The organism is Paenibacillus sp. J22FR21 (genome assembly GCF_056269135.1).
The window spans coordinates 39,720-61,618 of record NZ_JBWDNJ010000015.1 but is presented as its reverse complement, the minus strand read 5'-3'; the positions used below and the strand labels follow the sequence as shown (position 1 = coordinate 61,618).

The 21,899-nt window shown below is 50.0% G+C and carries 24 protein-coding genes, 1 rRNA gene and 1 other annotated feature; of the genes, 24 read left to right on the top strand and 1 reads right to left on the bottom strand.

The window, feature by feature from the left end; all coding sequences use genetic code 11:
* From rrf to pssA, 8 genes are all read left to right on the top strand, one after another.
* Positions 1–97: ribosomal RNA gene (gene rrf / locus AC0YNS_RS30710) — 5S ribosomal RNA — on the top strand; the annotation flags it as partial.
* Between the two features lie 527 nt (positions 98–624).
* On the top strand, positions 625–1,086 hold the full coding sequence (locus AC0YNS_RS30705; protein ID WP_090986388.1) for a CtsR family transcriptional regulator: 462 nt from the start codon (positions 625–627) through the stop codon (positions 1,084–1,086).
* 36 nt (positions 1,087–1,122) lie between these two features.
* Positions 1,123–1,647, top strand: a complete 525-nt coding sequence (locus AC0YNS_RS30700) for a UvrB/UvrC motif-containing protein (RefSeq protein WP_475784680.1) — start codon at positions 1,123–1,125, stop codon at positions 1,645–1,647.
* A gap of 27 nt (positions 1,648–1,674) precedes the next feature.
* The gene (locus tag AC0YNS_RS30695) at positions 1,675–2,751 is read left to right on the top strand and encodes a protein arginine kinase (RefSeq protein ID WP_475784679.1); all 1,077 of its coding nucleotides are present in this window, start codon (positions 1,675–1,677) and stop codon (positions 2,749–2,751) included.
* A 2-nt stretch (positions 2,752–2,753) separates the two neighbouring features.
* A complete protein-coding gene (clpC, locus tag AC0YNS_RS30690) occupies positions 2,754–5,219 on the top strand; it encodes an ATP-dependent protease ATP-binding subunit ClpC (RefSeq protein WP_475784678.1) in 2,466 nt (821 codons plus the stop codon).
* A 151-nt stretch (positions 5,220–5,370) separates the two neighbouring features.
* Positions 5,371–6,738: a DNA repair protein RadA gene (gene radA / locus AC0YNS_RS30685; protein WP_090986380.1), complete on the top strand. Its 1,368-nt coding sequence runs from the start codon at positions 5,371–5,373 to the stop codon at positions 6,736–6,738.
* Between the two features lie 15 nt (positions 6,739–6,753).
* On the top strand, positions 6,754–7,830 hold the full coding sequence (gene disA / locus AC0YNS_RS30680) for a DNA integrity scanning diadenylate cyclase DisA (protein WP_090986378.1): 1,077 nt from the start codon (positions 6,754–6,756) through the stop codon (positions 7,828–7,830).
* Positions 7,831–7,984: 154 nt separating this feature from the next.
* Positions 7,985–8,737, top strand: coding sequence for a CDP-diacylglycerol--serine O-phosphatidyltransferase (pssA, locus tag AC0YNS_RS30675; protein WP_475784677.1), 753 nt, complete (start codon positions 7,985–7,987; stop codon positions 8,735–8,737).
* Between the two features lie 99 nt (positions 8,738–8,836).
* On the opposite strand, the gene AC0YNS_RS30670 is transcribed toward pssA, so the two are convergent.
* The gene (locus AC0YNS_RS30670; protein ID WP_090986375.1) at positions 8,837–9,232 is read right to left on the bottom strand and encodes a nucleoside triphosphate pyrophosphohydrolase family protein; all 396 of its coding nucleotides are present in this window, start codon (positions 9,230–9,232) and stop codon (positions 8,837–8,839) included.
* A gap of 187 nt (positions 9,233–9,419) precedes the next feature.
* On the opposite strand from AC0YNS_RS30670, the gene AC0YNS_RS30665 reads away from it, so the two are divergent.
* From AC0YNS_RS30665 to rplJ, 16 genes are all read left to right on the top strand, one after another.
* Complete coding sequence (locus AC0YNS_RS30665; RefSeq protein ID WP_475784676.1) at positions 9,420–10,514, top strand: PIN/TRAM domain-containing protein; 1,095 nt, start codon at positions 9,420–9,422, stop codon at positions 10,512–10,514.
* A 72-nt stretch (positions 10,515–10,586) separates the two neighbouring features.
* Positions 10,587–11,309, top strand: a complete 723-nt coding sequence (ispD, locus tag AC0YNS_RS30660; protein ID WP_475784675.1) for a 2-C-methyl-D-erythritol 4-phosphate cytidylyltransferase — start codon at positions 10,587–10,589, stop codon at positions 11,307–11,309.
* The gene (ispF, locus tag AC0YNS_RS30655; RefSeq protein WP_090986371.1) at positions 11,306–11,791 is read left to right on the top strand and encodes a 2-C-methyl-D-erythritol 2,4-cyclodiphosphate synthase; all 486 of its coding nucleotides are present in this window, start codon (positions 11,306–11,308) and stop codon (positions 11,789–11,791) included. The genes ispD and ispF overlap by 4 nt, the downstream gene beginning before the upstream one ends.
* A 40-nt stretch (positions 11,792–11,831) precedes the next feature.
* Positions 11,832–13,289: a glutamate--tRNA ligase gene (gltX, locus tag AC0YNS_RS30650; RefSeq protein WP_475784674.1), complete on the top strand. Its 1,458-nt coding sequence runs from the start codon at positions 11,832–11,834 to the stop codon at positions 13,287–13,289.
* A gap of 447 nt (positions 13,290–13,736) precedes the next feature.
* Entirely contained in the window at positions 13,737–14,408 is a 672-nt protein-coding gene (epsC, locus tag AC0YNS_RS30645) for a serine O-acetyltransferase EpsC (RefSeq protein WP_090986368.1), read from the top strand.
* Positions 14,408–15,811, top strand: a complete 1,404-nt coding sequence (cysS, locus tag AC0YNS_RS30640; RefSeq protein ID WP_475784673.1) for a cysteine--tRNA ligase — start codon at positions 14,408–14,410, stop codon at positions 15,809–15,811. Before epsC ends, cysS begins: the two co-directional genes overlap by 1 nt.
* On the top strand, positions 15,811–16,269 hold the full coding sequence (locus AC0YNS_RS30635) for a Mini-ribonuclease 3 (protein ID WP_475784682.1): 459 nt from the start codon (positions 15,811–15,813) through the stop codon (positions 16,267–16,269). The genes cysS and AC0YNS_RS30635 overlap by 1 nt, the downstream gene beginning before the upstream one ends.
* A gap of 29 nt (positions 16,270–16,298) precedes the next feature.
* Complete coding sequence (gene rlmB / locus AC0YNS_RS30630; protein ID WP_475784672.1) at positions 16,299–17,063, top strand: 23S rRNA (guanosine(2251)-2'-O)-methyltransferase RlmB; 765 nt, start codon at positions 16,299–16,301, stop codon at positions 17,061–17,063.
* A gap of 3 nt (positions 17,064–17,066) precedes the next feature.
* Positions 17,067–17,588, top strand: coding sequence for an NYN domain-containing protein (locus tag AC0YNS_RS30625; protein ID WP_475784671.1), 522 nt, complete (start codon positions 17,067–17,069; stop codon positions 17,586–17,588).
* A gap of 291 nt (positions 17,589–17,879) precedes the next feature.
* On the top strand, positions 17,880–18,530 hold the full coding sequence (sigH, locus tag AC0YNS_RS30620; RefSeq protein WP_090986361.1) for an RNA polymerase sporulation sigma factor SigH: 651 nt from the start codon (positions 17,880–17,882) through the stop codon (positions 18,528–18,530).
* Positions 18,531–18,862: 332 nt separating this feature from the next.
* Complete coding sequence (rpmG, locus tag AC0YNS_RS30615) at positions 18,863–19,012, top strand: 50S ribosomal protein L33 (RefSeq protein ID WP_090583192.1); 150 nt, start codon at positions 18,863–18,865, stop codon at positions 19,010–19,012.
* A gap of 23 nt (positions 19,013–19,035) precedes the next feature.
* The gene (gene secE, locus AC0YNS_RS30610; protein WP_090986359.1) at positions 19,036–19,245 is read left to right on the top strand and encodes a preprotein translocase subunit SecE; all 210 of its coding nucleotides are present in this window, start codon (positions 19,036–19,038) and stop codon (positions 19,243–19,245) included.
* Between the two features lie 32 nt (positions 19,246–19,277).
* Positions 19,278–19,811 carry a transcription termination/antitermination protein NusG gene (gene nusG, locus AC0YNS_RS30605; protein ID WP_090986393.1) on the top strand — a complete coding sequence of 178 codons (534 nt, stop codon included), beginning with the start codon at positions 19,278–19,280 and terminating at the stop codon, positions 19,809–19,811.
* A gap of 51 nt (positions 19,812–19,862) precedes the next feature.
* Entirely contained in the window at positions 19,863–20,288 is a 426-nt protein-coding gene (rplK, locus tag AC0YNS_RS30600; RefSeq protein ID WP_090583195.1) for a 50S ribosomal protein L11, read from the top strand.
* 131 nt (positions 20,289–20,419) lie between these two features.
* Complete coding sequence (gene rplA, locus AC0YNS_RS30595) at positions 20,420–21,112, top strand: 50S ribosomal protein L1 (RefSeq protein WP_090986355.1); 693 nt, start codon at positions 20,420–20,422, stop codon at positions 21,110–21,112.
* Positions 21,113–21,126: 14 nt separating this feature from the next.
* Positions 21,127–21,290: a sequence feature (ribosomal protein L10 leader region), on the top strand.
* Positions 21,291–21,349: 59 nt separating this feature from the next.
* Positions 21,350–21,847 (top strand): 50S ribosomal protein L10, encoded by a 498-nt coding sequence (gene rplJ / locus AC0YNS_RS30590; RefSeq protein ID WP_475784670.1) that lies wholly within the window; start codon positions 21,350–21,352, stop codon positions 21,845–21,847.
* The last annotated feature ends 52 nt before the right edge of the window (positions 21,848–21,899 follow it).

Here is a 21,899-nt window from a genome sequence, read left to right as displayed (position 1 = left end):
GGAACCACGCGTACCCATCCCGAACACGACCGTTAAGCCCTCCAGCGCCGATGGTACTTGGACCGCAGGGTCCTGGGAGAGTAGGACGTCGCCAAGCACGATGAACCGACCATATCTGATATGGTCGGTTTTTTGTTGTTTCACCGTTCATCCACAGCTGCCTAACTTTTCAACGTAACAACTACTTATTTAGACGGAACATTCATCGAAGTTGTCCTCAACTTGTGCAGAAGCTCTGTATAACTCCGACTACTGTGCGTACATGCGACTAAAAACACAATAGGTTATTCACATGTTCATAAATCTTTTTCAGTCACTCGCACATATATTGTTATTCATAACTCAACTTTCGCAGCAGGATATCGTTTTGCGAAAGTTGAGTTCGTACAATCCCTTGATTGTTGTGGATAAGCGAACGGGCAACGTATAAATAGGCGCGATCCGCCCAAGCTAGTAAGGATACGCAGTGATGGCAATCCGCTTGACCTTTTGACAAATTTGCGTATAATAAAGTTAAAGTCAAAGAAAGTCAAAGTCAATTTGACTAAAAACTTTGACGATTTAGATTTCTTGGCTATACAAGTCGCCGAGTAGATGTATGGGCAACTTAGGGAGGTTGGCGAAATGCGCAACATTTCCGATCTCATCGAGCAGTACCTCAAGCATATGCTTAAAGAAAGTCCCGGTGGCGCTGTAGAGCTTCAACGTAATGATTTGGCGGACCGCTTCTCTTGTGTACCGTCGCAAATCAACTACGTCATCAGCACAAGGTTCACGCTGGAGAAAGGCTATTTTGTGGAGAGTAAACGCGGAGGCGGCGGTTATATTCGCATCCAACGTGTAGAGCTGCCCACACTCTCAGCCCTTCAAGAGCATCTTGCCCAAACCATCGGCGAGCAAGTGGATCAGGATACAGCAGAAGGCATTGTTTATCAGCTGGAGGAAGCGAAGGTCATATCCAGGCGAGAAGCGAATTTGCTTCGGGCCGCGATATCTCGTGATTCCATCGCTGTTAAGCTGCCGCTGCGGGATGAAATTCGGGCTAGGCTATTGAGGGCGATGTTGATCACACTGCTCGTTAAGTAAGCTGCGCAAGCCTTGTATGAGGAGGGATAGTGCGGAATGCTTTGTCAGGAATGTGACAAGAAGCCGGCTACGCTTCATTTTACGAAGATTGTGAATGGCGAGAAGACAGAGTTTCATATCTGTGAAACCTGCGCGCGAGAACGAGGAGAAGGAATTCCGGGTACGGCAAACGGATTCTCGATCCACAGTCTGTTATCCGGGTTGCTTGATTTTGAGCCAGCCGGTAGCATGAACACACTTGGCGCTAAGTCACAGCAGCAGCTGCGCTGTGAGCACTGCGGACTGACCTATACACAATTCAGTAAGATGGGCCGATTCGGCTGCAGCAATTGTTATATCCAATTTGGCAGCAAGCTGGACCCAATTTTTAAACGGGTGCATGGCAATACAACTCACGTAGGTAAAATTCCAAAGCGTACAGGTGTTCAAATCCAAGTGAAGCGTGAAATTGAACAGCTGAGAAGGGATTTGCACATGCGTATCGAACAGGAAGAATTCGAGGACGCGGCCCAAATCCGGGATCGGATTCGGGAACTGGAGCGCAATATAGCCGATGTTTAGGCGCGGTTAGGAAGGTGATTCAGAAGGATGTCGAAGCGTTACGTAGATGAAGCGCTGAGCGACTGGATGAAGGGAAATGGCCCTGATACGGATGTTGTCATCAGCAGCCGCATTCGAATTGCCCGCAATTTATCGAGTCATCCGTTTCCGATGCTTGCCACAACTGAGCAGGCAAACGAAGTGATGGAACAGCTTACAAGTGTGGCTGAAACGGGCCAACTGAGCGAGCTCGGCGAATTCGAAACCATCAAGCTCTCTCAGCTAAACGAGCTTGAGCGCAGAGTACTTGTCGAGAAGCATCTCATCAGTCCGAATTTGGCCAATGAGTCACGCAGCGGTGCCGTACTGCTAAGCGAGAATGAATCGGTTAGCATTATGGTGAATGAAGAGGATCATTTGCGCATTCAATGTCTGTATCCCGGCTTTCAGGTTAAGGAAGCATGGGGACTGGCGAATCGCATTGACGATATTTTTGAGGAAGTAACGAATTACGCGTATGACGAGCGAAGGGGATATTTAACAAGCTGTCCGACTAACGTTGGAACAGGCATTCGCTCATCGGTCATGATGCATCTTCCGGGTCTAGTGCTCTCGCAGCAGATCAACCGCATTTTGTCGGCCGTCACGCAGGTGGGGCTGGCAGTTCGGGGCATTTATGGCGAAGGCAGCGAAGCGCTCGGAAACTTGTTTCAAATTTCGAATCAAATTACGCTTGGTCAATCCGAAGGGGAAATCATCGAGAACCTGCACAGCGTGGCTCGGCAAATTATTGAGCATGAACGAGCGGCTCGCCAGCGTCTGCTGGAAGAATCGCGCGTTCGTCTGGAGGATCGCGTATATCGCTCCTATGGCATATTGTCGCATGCGATGATCATGGATACCAAGGAAGCGTCCCAACGGCTGTCCGATGTCCGTTTAGGCATCGACTTGGGTTTGATTCGAAATGTCTCACCACAGGTAATGAATGAAATGATGGTATTAACGCAGCCGGGCTTCCTCCAACAGGTGTTTCATGAGAAAATGACGCCTGAGCAGCGGGATATTCGGCGAGCGGAACTTATACGAAGTCATTTACAAAGCGAATCCGATCATGGGGGTGTATGAACATGATGTTTGGAAGATTTACGGAACGAGCACAGAAGGTGCTAGCACTGGCGCAGGAAGAAGCGGTTCGTCTCGGTCATAACAATATCGGCACGGAGCATATTCTGCTCGGGCTGAACCGAGAAGGGGAAGGAATCGCAGCAAAAGCACTGATCGGTCTTGGCCTCAGCCTTGAGAAAATTCAAGATGAAGTGGAGACGCTGATCGGACGCGGACAAGAACAACCTACCAATATTGCGTACACACCACGTGCCAAGAAGGTGATCGAGCTATCGATGGATGAAGCTCGCAAGCTTGGGCATACGTACGTGGGCACAGAGCATATTTTGCTCGGTCTGATCCGTGAAGGGGAAGGCGTTGCAGCCCGTGTACTGAACAACCTTGGCATCAGTTTAAATAAAGCACGTCAGCAAGTCCTGCAACTGTTGGGCAGCAGTGAGGCCGTTTCAAGCAATCACGGCACACCGACAAATGTTAGCACGCCAACACTGGATGGCCTTGCTCGCGATTTGACGGCTTATGCCAAAGACGGCAATTTGGATCCGGTTATCGGCCGGAGCAAAGAAATCGAACGCGTTATTCAAGTGTTGAGCCGCAGAACGAAGAACAATCCTGTTCTGATCGGGGAGCCGGGCGTTGGTAAGACGGCGATCGCGGAAGGATTAGCTCAGAAGATAATCGCGGGCGAAATTCCGGAAACACTTCGTGACAAACGCGTTATGACGCTCGATATGGGCTCAGTTGTAGCGGGTACGAAGTATCGCGGTGAGTTCGAGGACCGTTTGAAGAAAATCATGGATGAAATTCGTCAAGCCGGCAACATCGTTCTGTTCATCGATGAGCTGCATACGCTGATCGGTGCAGGGGGAGCGGAAGGTGCGATTGATGCATCGAATATTCTAAAACCTGCTCTTGCCCGCGGCGAGCTGCAGTGCATCGGTGCAACAACACTTGATGAATATCGCAAATATATCGAGAAGGATGCTGCTCTGGAGCGCCGTTTCCAACCGATTACGGTGGATCAGCCTTCCCCAGAGGAAGCCATTCAAATCCTGCACGGTCTGCGTGATCGTTACGAGGCACATCATCGTGTGAAAATTACAGATGAAGCGATCGAGCAAGCCGTTAAGCTCTCCGATCGTTACATCACGGATCGTTTCTTACCGGATAAAGCGATTGACCTTATCGATGAAGCGAGCTCCAAAGTACGCTTGAAATCGTATACGGTACCGCCTAACCTCAAACAACTGGAGAATCGTCTGGAGGATATCCGTAAGGAGAAGGATTCCGCGGTTCAAAGCCAAGAGTTTGAGAAAGCTGCAGCACTTCGTGACACCGAGCAGAAGATCCGTGAAGAGCTCGATGTAACGAAGAATCAGTGGAAAGAAAAGCAGGGCCGTACGGATTCCGAAGTAACGCCTGACGATATCGCTCAAATCGTAGCGAGTTGGACTGGTATTCCGGTTACTAAACTTGCTGAGGAAGAAACACAGCGCCTGCTTAAGATGGAAGATATTCTGCATTCCCGTGTTATCGGACAGAGCGAAGCGGTAAAAGCCGTATCTCGTGCTATCCGCAGAGCGCGTGCAGGTCTGAAAGATCCGAAGCGTCCAATGGGCTCCTTCATCTTCCTTGGTCCTACCGGGGTTGGTAAAACCGAATTGGCACGTGCGCTTGCAGAAGCGATGTTCGGCGATGAGAATGCGGTCATCCGCATCGACATGTCGGAATATATGGAGAAACACTCCACTTCGAGATTGGTTGGCGCTCCTCCGGGCTATGTCGGCTATGAAGAAGGCGGTCAATTGACCGAGAAGGTTCGCCGCAAGCCGTATTCGGTTGTGCTGCTCGATGAAATCGAGAAAGCCCATCCGGAAGTGTTTAATATCTTGCTACAAGTGCTTGAAGACGGTCGTCTCACGGACTCCAAAGGCCGCGTAGTCGATTTCCGCAACACCCTAATTATCATGACGTCTAACGTAGGCGCTGATCAAATCAAACGCAATTCCTCCCTCGGCTTTACGGCTGCACAGGATGCGGGGCGCGACTTTAACATCATGAAAGATAAAGTGTTGGCAGAGCTGAAGAAGAGCTTCCGCCCTGAGTTCCTGAACCGGATCGATGAAACGATCGTGTTCCATTCGCTGGAGCAGGAACATATCTCACAAATCGTAACGTTGATGTCCGAAGAGCTTCGCAAGCGTCTGCGTGAGCAGGAAGTAGACTTCGAATTGACGGATACGGCCAAAGCATTCCTGGCGAAGGAAGGCTTCGATCCAGCGTATGGTGCGCGTCCGCTGCGCAGAGCGATCCAGAAGCATATCGAGGATCGTTTGTCAGAGGATCTGCTGATGGGCAAAATCGCGAAGGGTCATCATCTGATCATCGACGAGAAGGACGGAGAGCTTACGGTTACCCACCGTGACAGCAATCACGTTCCTGCACCAGAAGAACCTGCGACAAAATAAAATCATGCAAAGCCCTTTACTCTACTGCCGCAGGCGGAGGAGTAAAGGGTTTTTTTGTGAAACAATGAGATCAGCTGCGGATAAGAATTGTTATCGGCGTGCATTAAATGGTAAACTTTGAATGATACGTCTTTTGCATAAGGAGCGGCACATGGCAAAACTTAAAGTGAAGTTCGCATGCACCGAATGCGGAACAGAGTCACCCAAGTGGATGGGGAAATGCCCGGGGTGCGGGCAGTGGAACACGATGGTGGAAGAGAAGGAAACGGTTGTGAAGACGCAAGGAATGGGCTCGACGCTCATTCAGACGAAAGAAAAGCCGCGTCCCATCATACATATAGAAAGTGGTCAGGAAAAACGGATCGAGACAACCAATCAGGAACTCAATCGGGTGCTGGGCGGCGGCGTTGTGCCGGGCTCGCTGATCCTGGTCGGCGGGGATCCGGGTATCGGCAAATCGACATTGCTGCTGCAAACTTCCCATGCGCTGGCATCGAAGAAGCTGACTGTGCTCTATATTTCAGGAGAGGAATCTGTACGTCAGACACGATTACGCGCCGACCGTCTTGGCGCGCTGTCTGACACGCTGTATGTACTGTGCGAAACGAACATGGAACAGATCAATGATGCGATTGAATCGGTTCAACCTGATTTTCTCGTCATCGATTCCATTCAGACGGTTTATGACCCAAGAGTAGAATCTGCGCCGGGCAGTGTTTCGCAGGTACGGGAATGTACGGCTCACTTTATGCGGGTTGCAAAGATTAAGGGCATTGCGACCGTATTGGTTGGCCATGTTACGAAGGAAGGCGCGATTGCAGGTCCACGGATGCTCGAGCATATGGTCGACTGCGTGCTCTATTTCGAAGGCGAACGTCATCATTCGTACAGGTTGCTTAGGGCCGTTAAGAATCGGTTCGGTTCTACCAATGAAATCGGGATATTCGAAATGGTCGAAGAAGGGCTGCGGGAGGTTAATAATCCGTCGGAGCTATTCTTATCGGAACGACCGCTTGGCGTATCCGGTTCTTCTGTCGTGGCGAGCATGGAGGGCACAAGACCGGTGCTGGTCGAGCTTCAGGCGCTTGTCGCGTCAACGAATTTCCCCTCGCCGCGCAGGATGGCAACGGGTATTGACCACAACAGAATGACCTTGATCGTTGCCGTGCTGGAGAAACGAATGGGTATGTTTCTGCAGACGCAGGATGTTTACCTCAACGTGGCCGGAGGTATCCGGCTTGATGAGCCGGCTGTCGATCTGGCTGCGGCAGTCAGTATTGCATCCAGCTTCCGAGATGCGCCGACTAGACCGTTCGATGTCTTCTTCGGAGAAATTGGCTTAACAGGCGAGGTGCGGGGTGTATCCCGAGCCGAGCAGCGTGTAAAAGAAGCACAGAAGCTGGGATTTAAGCGGGTCATTATGCCTCAGAAGAGCTTGAAGGGCTGGACCCCGCCTGCCGGCATAGAAATCATCGGTGTTGAGACGGTTGCAGATGCGCTGTCCAAGGCATTCGGATAGAGGGGGGAGAAATCGATGAAAGAGTCAAACCAAGCAGAAATGGTTAATCAGCTGCTCCAGATGGTCGCACCGGGCATGGCGTTCCGGGAAGGCCTCGATAATGTGCTGCGAGCGAAGACAGGGGCGCTCATCGTCGTCGGCTACAGTCCGGAAGTGATGGAAGTTGTGGACGGCGGCTTCTCCATCAATTGCGATTTTTCCCCGAACTATTTATACGAGCTGGCCAAAATGGATGGCGCCATTATACTTAGCGAAGATCGCAAACGTATTCTCTATGCCAATACCCAGCTGATTCCAGACAGCTCCATCTCCTCCAGCGAGACGGGAATTCGTCACCGGACCGCGGAGCGAGTAGCGAAACAAACCGGCAAGCTGGTTGTATCGATCTCCCAGCGACGGAATGTTATTACGCTTTATCAAGGTCAGTTCAGGTATTCCCTAAAGGAAATGGGCGTTATCCTGACTAAGGCTAATCAGGCGATTCAGACGCTTGAAAAATACAAAGTGGTGCTGAACCAGTCCTTTACGAACCTATCCGCACTGGAGTTCGAAGAAATGGTCACCTTGCAAGAGGTTGCCCATGTCATTAAGCGGGTAGAGATGGTCATCCGCGTCAAAATGGAAATCAAGCGTTATGTGAATGAACTCGGTACGGAAGGCCGACTCATCAGCATGCAGATGGAAGAGCTTGTCGGCGGCGTTGAAGAGGAAGCCTGGTTCCTCCTCAAGGACTATGTGAAGGATCCCAACGAGGACCGCATCCGTGAAATTCGCGCAAGCATTCGCAAGTTGAATTCCGAGGAGCTGCTGGAACTGGGGCAAATCATGAAATTGCTCGGTTATACGGGACTAAGTGCTGCTTCAGAAGAAATGGTTGCGCCGCGCGGTTATCGTCTGTTAAGTCGCATTCCAAGATTACCGCAGGTTATCATGAACAATCTCGTGGAGCGATTCGGATATTTGCCTCATATTTTGATGGCCACGATTGAAGAATTGGACTCGGTAGACGGCATTGGGGAAGTTCGAGCACGTGCGATTAAGGAAGGCTTGAAGCGGATCCAAGAGCAGATGTTCATTGACAGACAAATTTAAATCCCATACAATGAGGGAATGCAGACGGACGCTGGTTACAACTGACAATTAGCCGTATTGCACCCCTTAACCTTCTGGTGGAAGTTATTTTCTCAGTTTGCCTGCACTACTGCAAATTGCGGTTTTAGGGCATAGTAAAGATGAGGTGGAGCAAATGATTACGAAGTCAATACCGAGTCTTTTTACGGTGGCGAATTTATTCCTGGGTATTGTCGCCATTATTCTCATATTTCCTGAGAATGCGAAGCCTGAGGTAGCTGCGATGATGGTTATTATCGCTATGCTGATGGATGGTGTTGATGGCCGAGTGGCCCGCGCACTTAACGCTCAAAGCGAATTTGGTAAAGAATTAGATTCACTGTCGGATGTAATTTCTTTTGGAGTTGCACCTGCTTTTATTATGTATAGTGTCGCTTTCCAAGAACTGACCCCGGCTCCGGCTTGGATTATAACCGCTTTGTTCCCGATTTGCGGAGCATTACGGCTTGCGAGATTCAACGTCGTCTCCGGTATGCCTGGTTATTTCATTGGCTTGCCGATTCCAGCCGCTGGCGGCGTACTTGCCACACTGGCTTTGTTCCACAAAGATATTGCTGTATCCGTCCTGATGGCAAGTACGCTTGTCTTGTCGTTCCTGATGGTAAGCACCGTTCGTTACCCGAACTTTAAGAAGCTCGGTATTCCGAAGAACGCGATCTGGGTCGTACCGATTATTGTTGCGGTCTCCGTGGTGCTCGGCATCTTGTTCCCACATCATCTATCGAAGATCCTATTCGTTCCGCTGGTACTCTACGCGCTGTACGGCCTAAAAAAAAACGTTGATCGCCGTCTCCCAAGCAGGAAACGCAAGCGTTTAATGGAAAGCCAGCGCCAAGAAGAAGCGGTTCACAGCGAACATAGCGCATAAGCGGCTAATTAGAAAGACCGCCTTGTCTGTCCCCTAAGGGGATGTACAAGGCGGTCTTTCTTGCGTTTACCGCTAATTATGCGAACGGGTGGGTAAAGACTAAGTAAGATTGAATAAGCCAAGCGTACTGCATTTATCGGATTCGTGTTCAATGACGTCTTCGAGTTGAATGTCGAGCAGATTCGCCATCGCGGACATATAGAACAAATTCCGACCGAGCTCGTTCTGAATGGCCTCTTTGCAATGTTCGCATAGCTCGCCTGAAATGTGATGATGAAGCTTTGTTTTGGCTTGCTCCAGGTTAAAGTCATCCGCAAACTGCTGCTTCCGGGCATTTAATTCGATACATCCGCATTCCGTAACGGATTTGGCAACTGCCCGATTAACGGAAGCGCCGGACTGGCCGTACTTCGACATGACGTCTAACAAGCTGCGATGTCGCAACAGCAGTTCAGAGACCTGCTGCTGAAATTGCTCCAGTGTTGGTGCGTTCATCGATTCCACCTCATTTCAGGAATGGATTGCTTTTCTTTTATTATAAGCCTCCCCGCGGTGCATTACAAAATGGATTTCACCTTTTTGTCCGCTTTTCGCAATAGGTTAATAAATTCTAATGCTTTCGCCCTTGTAGGCGATTAACGTAACCATAATTGGAACATAATTGTAATGGAGGTGGATTTATATGATGAAACGAATGATTCAACTGATTGGTCTATTGTTCGGCGGAGTTCTGGGCGCTCAAATGAACAGCTCCCTGAGCGGCGGTGTGAGCTGGGCGGAATCGTCTACCGGTCTTATGCAGCATTCAGGAAGCTATTACATGAACGTCGGCATTGGCGCGTTGTGCGGCCTTGCAGCAGCAACGGTATTGGCAGGCTCCATCCTCAAATGGATGCGGCAAGGAGCGGAGCGGGCGTCAGCCATTCCGACAGGCGAACTGGTAGCAGGCGGCAGTGGATTGATTGGCGGACTTGCACTGTCTGCGCTATTGTATCCGGTTTTATCTGGTTTATCGGGAGCAGGCCTATTCATTCCTCTACTACTGACGTTGTTCTTAGGGTATGCAGGACTGCGGATCGGGTTAAACAAGCGTGAGGAATTTACCGAAAGTCTGAGAGGGCTCTTCGAACGGCGGAGCAATGCTTCCCGAGTGGAAGAGGAAAGCAGCTATGAGGAGCACAAGATTCTGGATACGAGTGTTATCATCGATGGCCGAATTGCAGACATTTGCAAAACCGGGTTCATCGAGGGCACGCTGGTCATTCCGGAGTTCGTGCTGGAAGAGCTGCAGCATATTGCCGATTCGTCGGATTTGCTCAAACGGAACAGAGGGCGCAGAGGGCTTGATATTTTGAACAAGATTCAAAAAGAGCTCGATGTGAAAGTGCTGATCTATGAAGGTGAAGCCGAAGAGGGCGAAGTGGACAGCAAGCTCGTGAAGCTGGCGAAAGTGCTGCACGGTAAAGTCGTCACGAATGACTTTAACCTGAACAAAGTATGTGAGCTGCAAGGCGTATCGGTGTTAAATATTAATGACCTTGCGAATGCAGTGAAACCGGTCGTGCTCCCAGGCGAAGAGATTGTCGTGCAAGTCATCAAGGACGGCAAAGAGCATGGCCAAGGAGTCGCGTATTTGGATGACGGTACCATGATTGTAGTAGAAGGCGGCAGAGACTACATCGGAACGACGATGGAGGTGCTCGTGACGAGCGTGCTCCAAACCTCTGCGGGCAGAATGATTTTCGCGAAGCCGAAATTGTTGGAAAAAGCGCTGTAACGCGGTATGATAGTGGGGGCTGCAGCATGTAGCGGCCAATCTACGAAGTATACACGCGGGGCGGTTGAAGGCATGGAAGCAGCAGGTGCAAAATGGGGCGTCGTCGTTGTGGCGGCGGGCCGAGGAACCAGAATGGGCACAGCGGAGAGCAAACAATATTTGCTCTTGCGGGACAAGCCTATTCTGGTTCATACCCTTGAACGATTTCAAGCCATGGATGACATTGCGGAAGTGGCGCTTATCGTCGGTCAGCAGGATGTGGACCGTTGCCGGGCATTCGTAACGGAATATGGCCTGCACAAAGTGAAGCAAGTGGCGGCGGGCGGAAGCGAGCGCCAGCACTCGGTTCATCTTGGACTGGCAGCATTAAGCGATTTGGTCGACTGGGTCATGGTTCATGACGGTGTCCGGCCTTTTGTGACCGAGCATGCGGTTCGCTCATGTATGCATAAAGCTCTTCAGACGGAAGCAGCTGTGCTTGCCGTACCTGTTAAAGATACAATTAAGCAAGTGAATGAAACCGGCGCCATTACGGCGACTCCGGATCGGCGAAGCTTGTGGGCGATTCAAACGCCGCAGGCTTTTCGTCGTTCCTTGCTGCAGCAGGCGCTTGATCAAGCGGCCGCGGAGCAGTTTCTTGGAACGGATGACGCGATGGCTGTGGAACGATTAGGTGTGACGGTATCGGTTGCCGAAGGCGATTATACGAATATTAAGATTACAACACCGGAGGATTTGCCGTATGCGGAGTTTCTGCTGGCAAGCCGAGAGCGGGAGAGGGGATCGGAATCATGATTCGAGTAGGACAAGGGTTTGATGTACATCAGTTGGTGGAGGGACGGCCTTGTATCATTGGGGGCGTTACCATTCCGTACGAGCGCGGACTTCTGGGGCATTCCGATGCCGATGTATTGCTGCATGCCATCAGTGATGCGGTGCTGGGGGCTCTGGGACTTGGCGATATCGGGAAGCATTTCCCGGATACCGATCAGGCGTTTAAGGATGCAGACAGCTTGAAGCTGCTTCAGCATATTTGGGGATTAGTGAAAGAGCGCGGTTATAAGCTCGGCAATATCGATTCAACGATCATCGCGCAGCGTCCCAAAATGCTGCCTTACATTCCGCAGATGGTCGAGATTATTGCAGGAGCGCTGGAAGCAGAGGATCTCTCGCAGGTGAATGTGAAAGCAACCACAACGGAGCAGCTAGGATTCACCGGCCGCGGCGAAGGGATTGCCGCGCAATCGGTTGTCTGCCTTGTAAAAGTTGTGCTATGATTCTGCAATACAATAGATTGCCCGGGAGGAGTTAAACAAGATGTCAGAACAAATCAGAGTACGGTATGCACCGTCTCCAACAGGTCATTTACATATCGGCAACGCCAGAACGGCCTTATTCAACTATCTGTTTGCGCGTAATTTAGGCGGCAAATTCATTATACGGATCGAAGATACCGACGTGAAACGCAATGTAGCGGGCGGCGAAGAAAACCAGCTCACGTATTTGAAGTGGCTTGGGATCGATTGGGATGAAAGCATCGACGTCGGCGGAGGCTACGGCCCTTACCGCCAGACAGAGCGTCTTGATCTGTACCGCGAGTACTGGCAAGAGCTGCTCGACAAGGATCTGGCTTACAAGTGCTACTGCACCGAGGAAGAGCTGGAGCAGGAGCGGGAAGAGCAGACAGCACGCGGTGAAATGCCTCGTTATTCCGGTAAGCACCGCAGCCTGACTGATGAGCAGCGGACTGCTTTTGAAGCGGAAGGCCGCATTCCGAGCATCCGTTTCCGTGTACCGGAGAACCGGACCTACACGTTTAACGATCTGGTAAAAGGGCAAATCAGCTTCGAGTCCGATGGCATCGGCGATTACGTCATTGTGAAGAAGGACGGCATTCCAACGTACAATTTCGCTGTCGCATTGGATGATCATCTGATGGCCATCAGCCACGTCCTGCGTGGAGAGGATCATATCTCCAACACGCCGCGTCAGCTGATGATTTATGAAGCGTTCGGCTGGGAGCCGCCGGTATTCGGTCATATGACGCTGATCGTCAACGAGAACCGGAAGAAGCTCAGCAAACGCGACGAGTCCATTATCCAGTTTATCGAGCAATACGATAAGCTTGGTTATTTGCCGGAAGCGATGTTCAACTTCATTACCTTGCTCGGCTGGTCGCCTGAAGGTGAGCAGGAGATGTTCACGCGCGAGGAATTGGTGTCGGTCTTTACAGCAAATCGTTTAAGCAAGAGCCCTGCCGTGTTCGATACGAACAAGCTGAGCTGGATGAATAATGAGTATATGAAGAAATCAGACATTCCACGCATTGTGGAGCTGTGTATACCGCATCTTCAAGAAGCGGGACGTTTGCCTGCGGCACTAAGCGCGAGCGAGCATGATTGGGCGCGTGATCTGGTTGCTCTTTATCAAGATAAGCTGCGATTTGCAGCGGATATTGTGCCGCTTACCGAGCTCTTCTTCTTGCCGGAGGCGGCAGATGAGGATGAGGCAAAGGCAGTCTTGGCGGAGGAGCAGGTGCCGGTTGTCCTGCAAGCTTTCTTGGAGCAAGTTAAAGCGATGGACGCCTTCCATGTAGATGGAATCAAAGCAGCCATCAAATCGGTGCAGCAAGCAACGGGCTTCAAGGGCAAGCAGCTCTTTATGCCGATTCGCGCCGCTCTGACGGGTCAAACTCACGGGCCGGACTTGAATCAGACCATAGCTCTGCTGGGTCAAGCAAAGGTCGAACAGCGTTTGCAGGGGCGACTGGGCTAAATAGCGTCAGCCTATTGATATCCCACGAATACTTGAACGTGATGGGCGTTTGACTACTTGCCAGTTAGGAAGTCCTCGGCTATACTTGAATTAATTTAGAACGATAAGGCTTAGAACAGGATTGTTTATTTCAGTACAGGAATACCAGAGAGGGCGACCTTCAAACGGAGCCGCAGATACAGTAGTATAGCGGTGTTCGAATGACTGGGTGTGAGTCGCTTATTCTTGGGAATAAACGTTGCGCCTGGGAGCCGCATCTCCGAGCTGCCGTTATTGGCAGGGTGGGTGGTGACGATTGGTCCTCGTTACGGACTATAAGACGGACGATAGCAAGACGTACAACAAATCGTTCCGATGCAGAGTGGGACCGCGTGATTACGCCTCTGCAGCCTTTGGGCTGCGGGGGCTTTTTTGTATTATTGTCGATACCGGAGAGGGGGAATTTCGATGTTTCGAAGCTTGGCGTCTGACATTGAGACGATACTAGAGAATGATCCTGCTGCCCGCAATAAGCTGGAAGTCGTGTTCACTTATTCAGGTCTTCATGCGATATGGTCGCACCGAATCGCGCATGCGCTCTTCAAACGCAAATGGTACACACTTGCACGCGTCATCTCGCAGACCAGCCGATTTTTTACAGGCATTGAAATCCATCCGGGTGCGACAATCGGGGAAAAGCTGTTTATTGACCACGGCATGGGCGTTGTCATTGGGGAGACCTGCGAAATCGGTGATAATGTGGTTATCTATCAAGGGGTTACGCTTGGCGGGACGGGGAAGGAAAGAGGGAAACGTCACCCGACCATCGGCAACAATGTGGTCATCGCATCAGGGGCAAAGGTTCTAGGCTCCTTCAAGGTTGGAGACAATGTGAATATAGGGGCAAATTCCGTTGTGCTGCGGGAAGTTCCGTCGAACAGCACAGTCGTCGGTATCCCCGGCAGAGTAATTAAACGCAATGGCACGCGGGTAGGGGACCGCCTTGATCATACCCAGCTCCCGGATCCGGTCATTGAGATGCTGCGGGCGATGCAGAAGGAAGTGTCTGAGTTAAGAATAGAGCTGGAGCAAGAAAGAGAAAGACGCAAAGAGCCAGTTGCTGGAGGAGAAACGAGATAATGAGCCTGCGTATATATAACACACTGACACGTGAGAAGGAAATTTTTCAATCGCTTGAGCCCGGCAAAGTGAAAATGTACGTGTGCGGACCAACGGTTTATGATTATATCCATATCGGGAATGCCCGTCCGGCGATTTTCTTCGATGTCGTGCGCCGCTATCTGGAGTCGGCTGCTTACGAAGTGAATTACGTCGTGAACTTTACGGATGTGGACGATAAGCTGATTCGTAAAGCGGAGCAGCTGGGCACAACGGTTCCTGAAGTAGCAGAGCGGTTTATTCATGCGTTCAATGAGAATATCGAAGGGCTGGGTATCCACAAAGCTACGCTTAATCCGCGTGTTACCGATCATATGGATGAAATTATTGCCTTCATCCAGTCGCTCGTCGATGGCGGCCATGCGTATGAGAACGGCGGAGATGTATTTTTCCGTACGAGTACGTTCCCTGACTACGGCAAGCTGTCGCATCAGAATCTGGATGAGCTGCAGCTGGGCATTCGGATCGGCGTGGATGAGCGCAAAGAAAGCGGTCAAGACTTTGTACTATGGAAAGCTGCGAAGCCCGGAGAAATTAAATGGGATAGCCCATGGGGAGCGGGACGCCCGGGGTGGCACATTGAGTGCTCCGCGATGGCGCGCAAATATCTCGGCGATACGCTGGATATCCATGGCGGCGGCCATGACCTGCAGTTCCCGCATCATGAATGTGAAATTGCGCAATCCGAGTCCGTGACAGGCAAGCCTCTCGCGAACTATTGGATGCATAATGGTTACATCAACATCAACAATGAGAAAATGTCCAAGTCGCTCGGCAACGGGATCACGGTGCAGGAGATGCTTACTCGTATTAAACCGGCCGTTATTCGCTACTTTATGCTGTCGGCACATTATAGAAGTCCGCTTAACTTCAGCGACGAGACGATTGCGCAGGCAGAGAACAGTGTGGAGCGGATCTTGAACTCCGTTTCGAATGTGAAACACCGTCTTTCCGTTGCGGTAAGCGTGCCGGACGTGGCGGCGCTTGATCAACTCAAAGAAAGAATCGCTGCGATTCGCGAGCAGTTTAATGCGAAGATGGACGATGACTTCAACACGCCGGATGCCATTACCGCTATGTTCGAGCTGGTCAGTGAAGCGAACCTGCTTCTGCAGCGTCCGGTTGTATCGGCAGAGGAGCTTGAGCTATTGCTCACGGCGTTCCAAGATTTTGACCGTGTACTGGGGCTGTTGGAAACAGCAGAAGAACTGCTCGATGCCGATATCGATGCCCTTATCGTGCAGCGGACAGAAGCGCGAACCAATAAGGATTGGAAGCGGGCCGATGAAATACGCGACCAGCTGTCTGCGCTCGGGATTGTACTTGAGGATACTCCGCAAGGTATCCGGTGGCGGCGGAAATGATGGATAACGGACATACGGATATCGGTATCGGAGGAAACGGTGGAATCGGTTTGGGCATAGAAGAAGGCTTATGGTTCCACCCCCCGAACAAACCGGTTCAATTAATGAATCCCATCGTGCTGGCTTACATTGGCGATGCGGTGTTTGAGATGATGGTACGACAATATCTCATTTCGCAGTCCAATCATAAGCTGCACCATCTTCATCGTCAGGCAACACAGTTTGTATCGGCTAAAGCGCAGCGGATCCTGCTGGAGAAGTGGCAGCCGATTCTGACCGAGGAAGAAGCGGATATCGTCAGGCGAGGACGTAATGCCAAGTCAGGCACTTCGCCGAAGAACGCAGATCCGGCTGACTACCAACAGGCGACGGCGCTGGAGTGTTTAATAGGGTATTTGTATTATGGCAAGAAAGTGACCCGGCTGCGTGAGCTGATGGCGATCGCTTTTGACGAATAGATTTAGAAGAGACATATTTAAGGAGGTTAATGATGCGCGAGGTTGAAGAAGATACACAGGAATGGATCGCAGGTAAGCATCCCGTAATGGAAGCACTGCGCTCCGGACGCGAAATCAACAAAATTTGGGTGGCTGAGCAAGCGCAGAAGGCAGCGCAGCCGATTATGCTGGAAGCGAAGAAAGCGGGTCTTGTTGTACAGATCGTGGACAAACGGAAGCTGGACCAAATGGTGGAAGGCGTTCCGCATCAAGGTGTTGTTGCCCAAGCAGCAGCTTACCGGTACTACGAAATTGAAGAGCTTCTTGCGCGCGCCAAAGAAAGCGGAGAGATGCCATTCTTCTTGCTGCTTGATGAAATTGAAGATCCCCATAACTTAGGCTCTATTCTGCGGACAGCGGAGTGTACCGGTGTACATGGCGTTATCATTCCGAAGCGTCGCTCTGCTTCGCTGACAGCAACGGTTTCCAAAACATCGGCCGGTGCAGTGGAATATATGCCGGTTGCTCGGATTACGAACATGGCGCAAACAATCGACAAGCTGAAGGAAGAGGGTATTTGGGTAGCAGGCGCTGACGTTGGCGCGAAGCAGGATGTCTATTCCTCATCTACGAAGTTTGATATTCCGCTGGCGATTGTCATTGGCAATGAAGCAAAAGGGATTGGCAGACTGATTCGTGAGAAATGCGATTTCCTCATCAAGCTTCCGATGAACGGCCAATTAAATTCACTCAATGCTTCAGTTGCAGCAGGTGTACTGATGTACGAAGTCTTGCGGCAGCGCCTCGCCAAGTAGGCGATGCAGCGGCGGGATGACGTTCTGCTGGTTGACGGATATAACATGATTGGCGCTTGGCCGGTCCTGTCAGCTTTGGGAGATAAGGATTTAGAGGATGCGCGGGACCGACTGCTGGAAATGCTGGCGGACTATCAAGGCTTCACCGGTATGAAGGTCATCGTGGTATTCGATGCGCATCAAGTTCCCGGAGCAGGCTCCACGTTCAAACAGCATAGGCTGACCGTCGTGTTTACGAAGGAGAAAGAAACAGCCGACGCTTGTATTGAGCGTCTTGCGTCGGAGCTTGCGCTTCGAAGCCGCAACATTCATGTCGCGACATCCGATATGGCTGAGCAGGCGGTCACTTTCGGTAAAGGTGCCTTGCGGAAATCAGCCAGAGAATTGCTTATCGAAATCCAGCAAAACCGTAAAGCAATTGAGCGAAAGGTCGAACAGAAAACGACGGTTCGCAATGAGCTGGATGGTAATATTAGCAAGGATGTGCGAATGAAACTGGAACAATGGCGCAGAGGTCAAATGTAAGCGCTAGACTTTTACGTTACCGGCATGTGAGATATTAGCTTGCAATTCTCATTTAAGTCGGTTGGAATTCCCATTTTTGCTAGATAATTAGCATGTTTTCAGCGGGATCATCATTGACGGTTGAAGGTTACATAATGTATACTGAGTCTAAGTTTCTACACGTAGGGTACGTTGTAGAAGGTTGTTTCAGATATGTTATTTGCTCTAGTTTTGAGACATTGCGCGCCGGTTATAGATTAAGCTACTGATAGTTTTGGGCATTGTACGCCTTTCGAGCCGGAGGGATTGTTCGTGAGCATCGACCTCAGAGAATGGAAAACGCTGGATTATGACTGCAAAACGGACGAAGACATTGTCGAGACGGTTCGCGAGGGTGACAGCGAAGCGCTGGAATATTTAATCAATAAATATAAGAACTTTGTCCGTGCCAAAGCGCGTTCCTACTTCTTGATTGGGGCCGACCGCGAAGATATCGTCCAAGAAGGCATGATTGGCCTTTATAAGGCGATACGAGATTTTAAGGGTGATAAGTTAGCTTCTTTCAAAGCCTTTGCCGAACTGTGCATAACAAGGCAGATCATTACGGCGATTAAGACGGCAACCCGTCAGAAGCATATCCCGCTTAATTCTTATGTTTCGTTGGACAAGCCAATCTATGACGAAGATTCGGATCGCACGCTGCTTGACGTCATTTGCGGAACGAGAGTTTCGGATCCGGAAGAACTCATTATCAATCAAGAAGAGTTTGTAGGTCTTGAGGATAAAATGTCCGAGATCCTCAGTGATCTTGAACGTAAAGTGCTTATGCTCTATTTGGATGGAAGATCCTATCAAGAGATCGCCGTTGATTTGGATCGGCATGTGAAATCCATTGATAATGCGCTTCAACGGGTGAAACGGAAGCTCGAACGGTATTTGGAATTGCGTGATATTGGTAGCTAAATGGATGAAACCAGGGAGCCGATTGCGGCTCTTTTTTAATGGGAGGGCTTTTCGAGGTTTGAAATGTCCTTGTCCGGATCATACTGTTTACTGCGGAATGGAAGTTGTCGGCTCTTTTTGTGTTGTTGTCGCCCTGTCTGAGATGTGAGCAAGCAGCACAAGAATAGCAAGTGTGCAGGAATAGTTTTCCGTTGACACTACCTATTGCTTGTGATAAAGTGTTTTGGTAGCCCTAAATAGGTCTTTTTTTATTATGGGACCAAAATCAGGCTGGGTTCACATACAACGTTTCACACTTTATTTATTTATGGTAAGTTCGGGAGGTGTCAGCAATGCGGGTAATTATTACGTTGGCTTGCACAAACTGCAAACAAAGAAACTATGCTTCCAGCAAGAACAAACGGAATCACCCCGACCGTATTGAGATGAAGAAGTTTTGCAAGTATTGTAACGAGCATACTCCTCATCGCGAAACTCGATAAGGTCATTATGGAGGTTGGTGGACGTGGCATTTTTAGCTAAGCTGAAGCAAAGCTTCGGGTCGACTTTTTCCTTCTTCACCGACAGCTTCGCGGAATTAAAGAAAGTCCGCTGGCCAAGCCGTAAGGAATTGACAAGCTATACACTCGTAGTATTCTTTACGATTATAGCGGTGACAGTTTACTTCTGGGTTCTTGACATCGGAATTTCCGCATTGGTCGAACTGATTGTTTAAGAAGGGGCCAAGGGTGGCTTGTTATGGAAACGATGGAGAAAAGATGGTATGTTGTTCACACCTATTCAGGGTATGAGAACAAAGTAAAAGCGAACTTGGAGAAACGTGTTGAATCGATGGGCATGGAAGACAAGATCTTCCGTGTGCTTGTTCCTATGGAAGAAGAAGTGGTAGACAAGGACGGCAAGAAGAAAACCGTCATGCGTAAAGTTTACCCCGGCTATGTTCTTGTGGAAATGGTTCAGACGGATGATTCCTGGTATGTCGTTCGCAACACACCCGGCGTAACCGGATTTGTCGGTTCGACTGGCTCAGGCTCAAAACCTACACCGCTTCTGCCTGATGAAGTGGAACAAATTTTGCGCCATATGGGCATGGAAGAACCGAAGCCTAAGATTGAATTCGATCTGAAGGAAACGGTACGTGTTAAAGTCGGGCCGTTCGCTAACTTTGTCGGAACAGTGGAAGAAATTCTGCTCGACAAGAGTAAGCTGAAGGTGCATGTCAACATGTTCGGAAGAGAAACACCGGTTGAGCTTGACTACAATCAAGTAGAGAAGGTCTAATCGCGGTTTCTTGGACTTGCGTGTGATTATTACGGCAAGGAGGTGTTCATCATGGCAAAAAAGGTCATCAAGTTGGTTAAACTGCAAGTTCCAGCGGGTAAAGCGAATCCGGCTCCGCCGATCGGTCCAGCGCTAGGTCAAGCAGGGGTTAACATCATGGCTTTCTGTAAAGAGTTTAACGCTCGTACTGCAGATCAAGCTGGTTTGATTATCCCAGTTGTAATCACTGTTTTTGAAGATCGCTCGTTTACTTTCGAAACGAAAACGCCGCCGGCTGCAGTACTTCTTCGCGTTGCTGCTAAGATTGCTAAAGGTTCCGGAGAGCCGAACAAGAAGAAAGTTGCGACGGTTAAACGTTCTGTCGTTCGTGAGATCGCTGAACAAAAAATGCCTGACCTCAACGCAGCTTCTGTAGAAGCAGCTATGCGCATGGTTGAAGGTACAGCGCGCAGCATGGGCGTTGTTATTGAAGACTAGTCGTTAACGGCTGACAGAAGACACACCAGATGGCGTTGTCTGACTGACGAAGCGCTGCTTCGCTCAGGTGGGAGGATCTCCCTTTCACAGGGAGGATTTTCCGTTACTACCACATAAGGAGGAGAATTCTAATGGCTAAACACGGTAAAAAATATCTTGAAGCTGTTAAGCTGATCGATGTTGAAGCAACATACGAGGCTGCTGAAGCGATTGAACTCGTTAAGAAAGCCGCTACAGCTAAATTCGACGAAACGGTTGAAGTTGCTGTACGTTTGGGTGTAGACCCTAAGAAACAAGACCAAGCAGTTCGTGGCGTAGTTGTACTTCCTCACGGTACTGGTAAAACAAAACGCGTACTCGTTTTTGCTAAGGGCGATAAAGCCAAAGAAGCAGAAGCAGCAGGCGCAGATTATGTCGGCGATGCTGACGTAATCGCAAAAATCCAACAAGGCTGGTTCGAGTTCGACGTTTGCGTTGCTACTCCGGACATGATGGCTGAAGTTGGTAAACTCGGCCGTATCCTCGGTGGTAAAGGCCTTATGCCTAACCCTAAAGCGGGTACAGTAACGTTTGACGTTACGAAAGCCGTACAAGAAATCAAGGCTGGTAAGATTGAATACCGTCTTGACAGAGCAGGTCAAATCCATGCACCAATCGGTAAAGTATCGTTCGACTCCGAGAAGCTGAACGAAAACTTGAAAACACTGATCGATGCGCTGAACCGTGCAAAACCGGCTGCAGCTAAAGGGGTTTACCTGAAAGGTATTTCTGTTTCCTCGACAATGGGTCCCGGCGCTCGTTTGAACGCTGCTTCGTTCCGCTAAGAGAAACAGAAATTGATAATCGAATATGCATACCGAAGACAGTAGGTGCCCGCTCGGCTTAATTTCCTACCGAGGTGTTATGATAAACGTGTTTGTGCGCTTTTCGCCGATTGGCAGGAAGTGATTTACGGACCATCATGGCCTTCGCTACGTCTGCGGGGGCCTTTCTCATGCATCGCGTGGAAGGATTCCGCTGCATTAATCGGGATGTTGACAACATAACGGGAGGTGTACATTATGGCAAACGCAAAAATCATTCAAGGTAAAGAGCTGGCTGTTGCAGACATCACGACTAAACTTCGCGAGAGTTCTTGCACAGTTGTTGCTGATTACCGTGGACTTAACGTGAAGCAAGTAACTGAGCTCCGTAAACAATTGCGCGAAGCGAACATCGAGTTCCAAGTATTGAAAAACTCCCTCGTTCGCCGTGCGACTGCACAAGCGGAACTGACTGAATTGGATGCTGTTCTGGCTGGCCCTACGGCTATCGCTTTCAGCAAAGAGGATGCAGTTGCTCCAGCTAAGATTTTGGCTGATTTCGCTAAGAAAAACGACGCACTTAAACTTAAGGGCGGCGTAGTTGAAGGTCAAGTCTTCAACGCGGAAGAAATCAAAGCACTGGCGGATCTACCTTCCAAAGAAGGTTTGCTGTCCATGCTTCTCAGCGTGCTTCAAGCTCCAATGCGCAACTTTGCTCTTGCAGTTAAAGCTGTTGCAGAGAAACAAGAAGCTTAAGATGATTGGTTTTGTGTCGGGCCGAGCTCGGCACGCCGTATTCATCTGAATA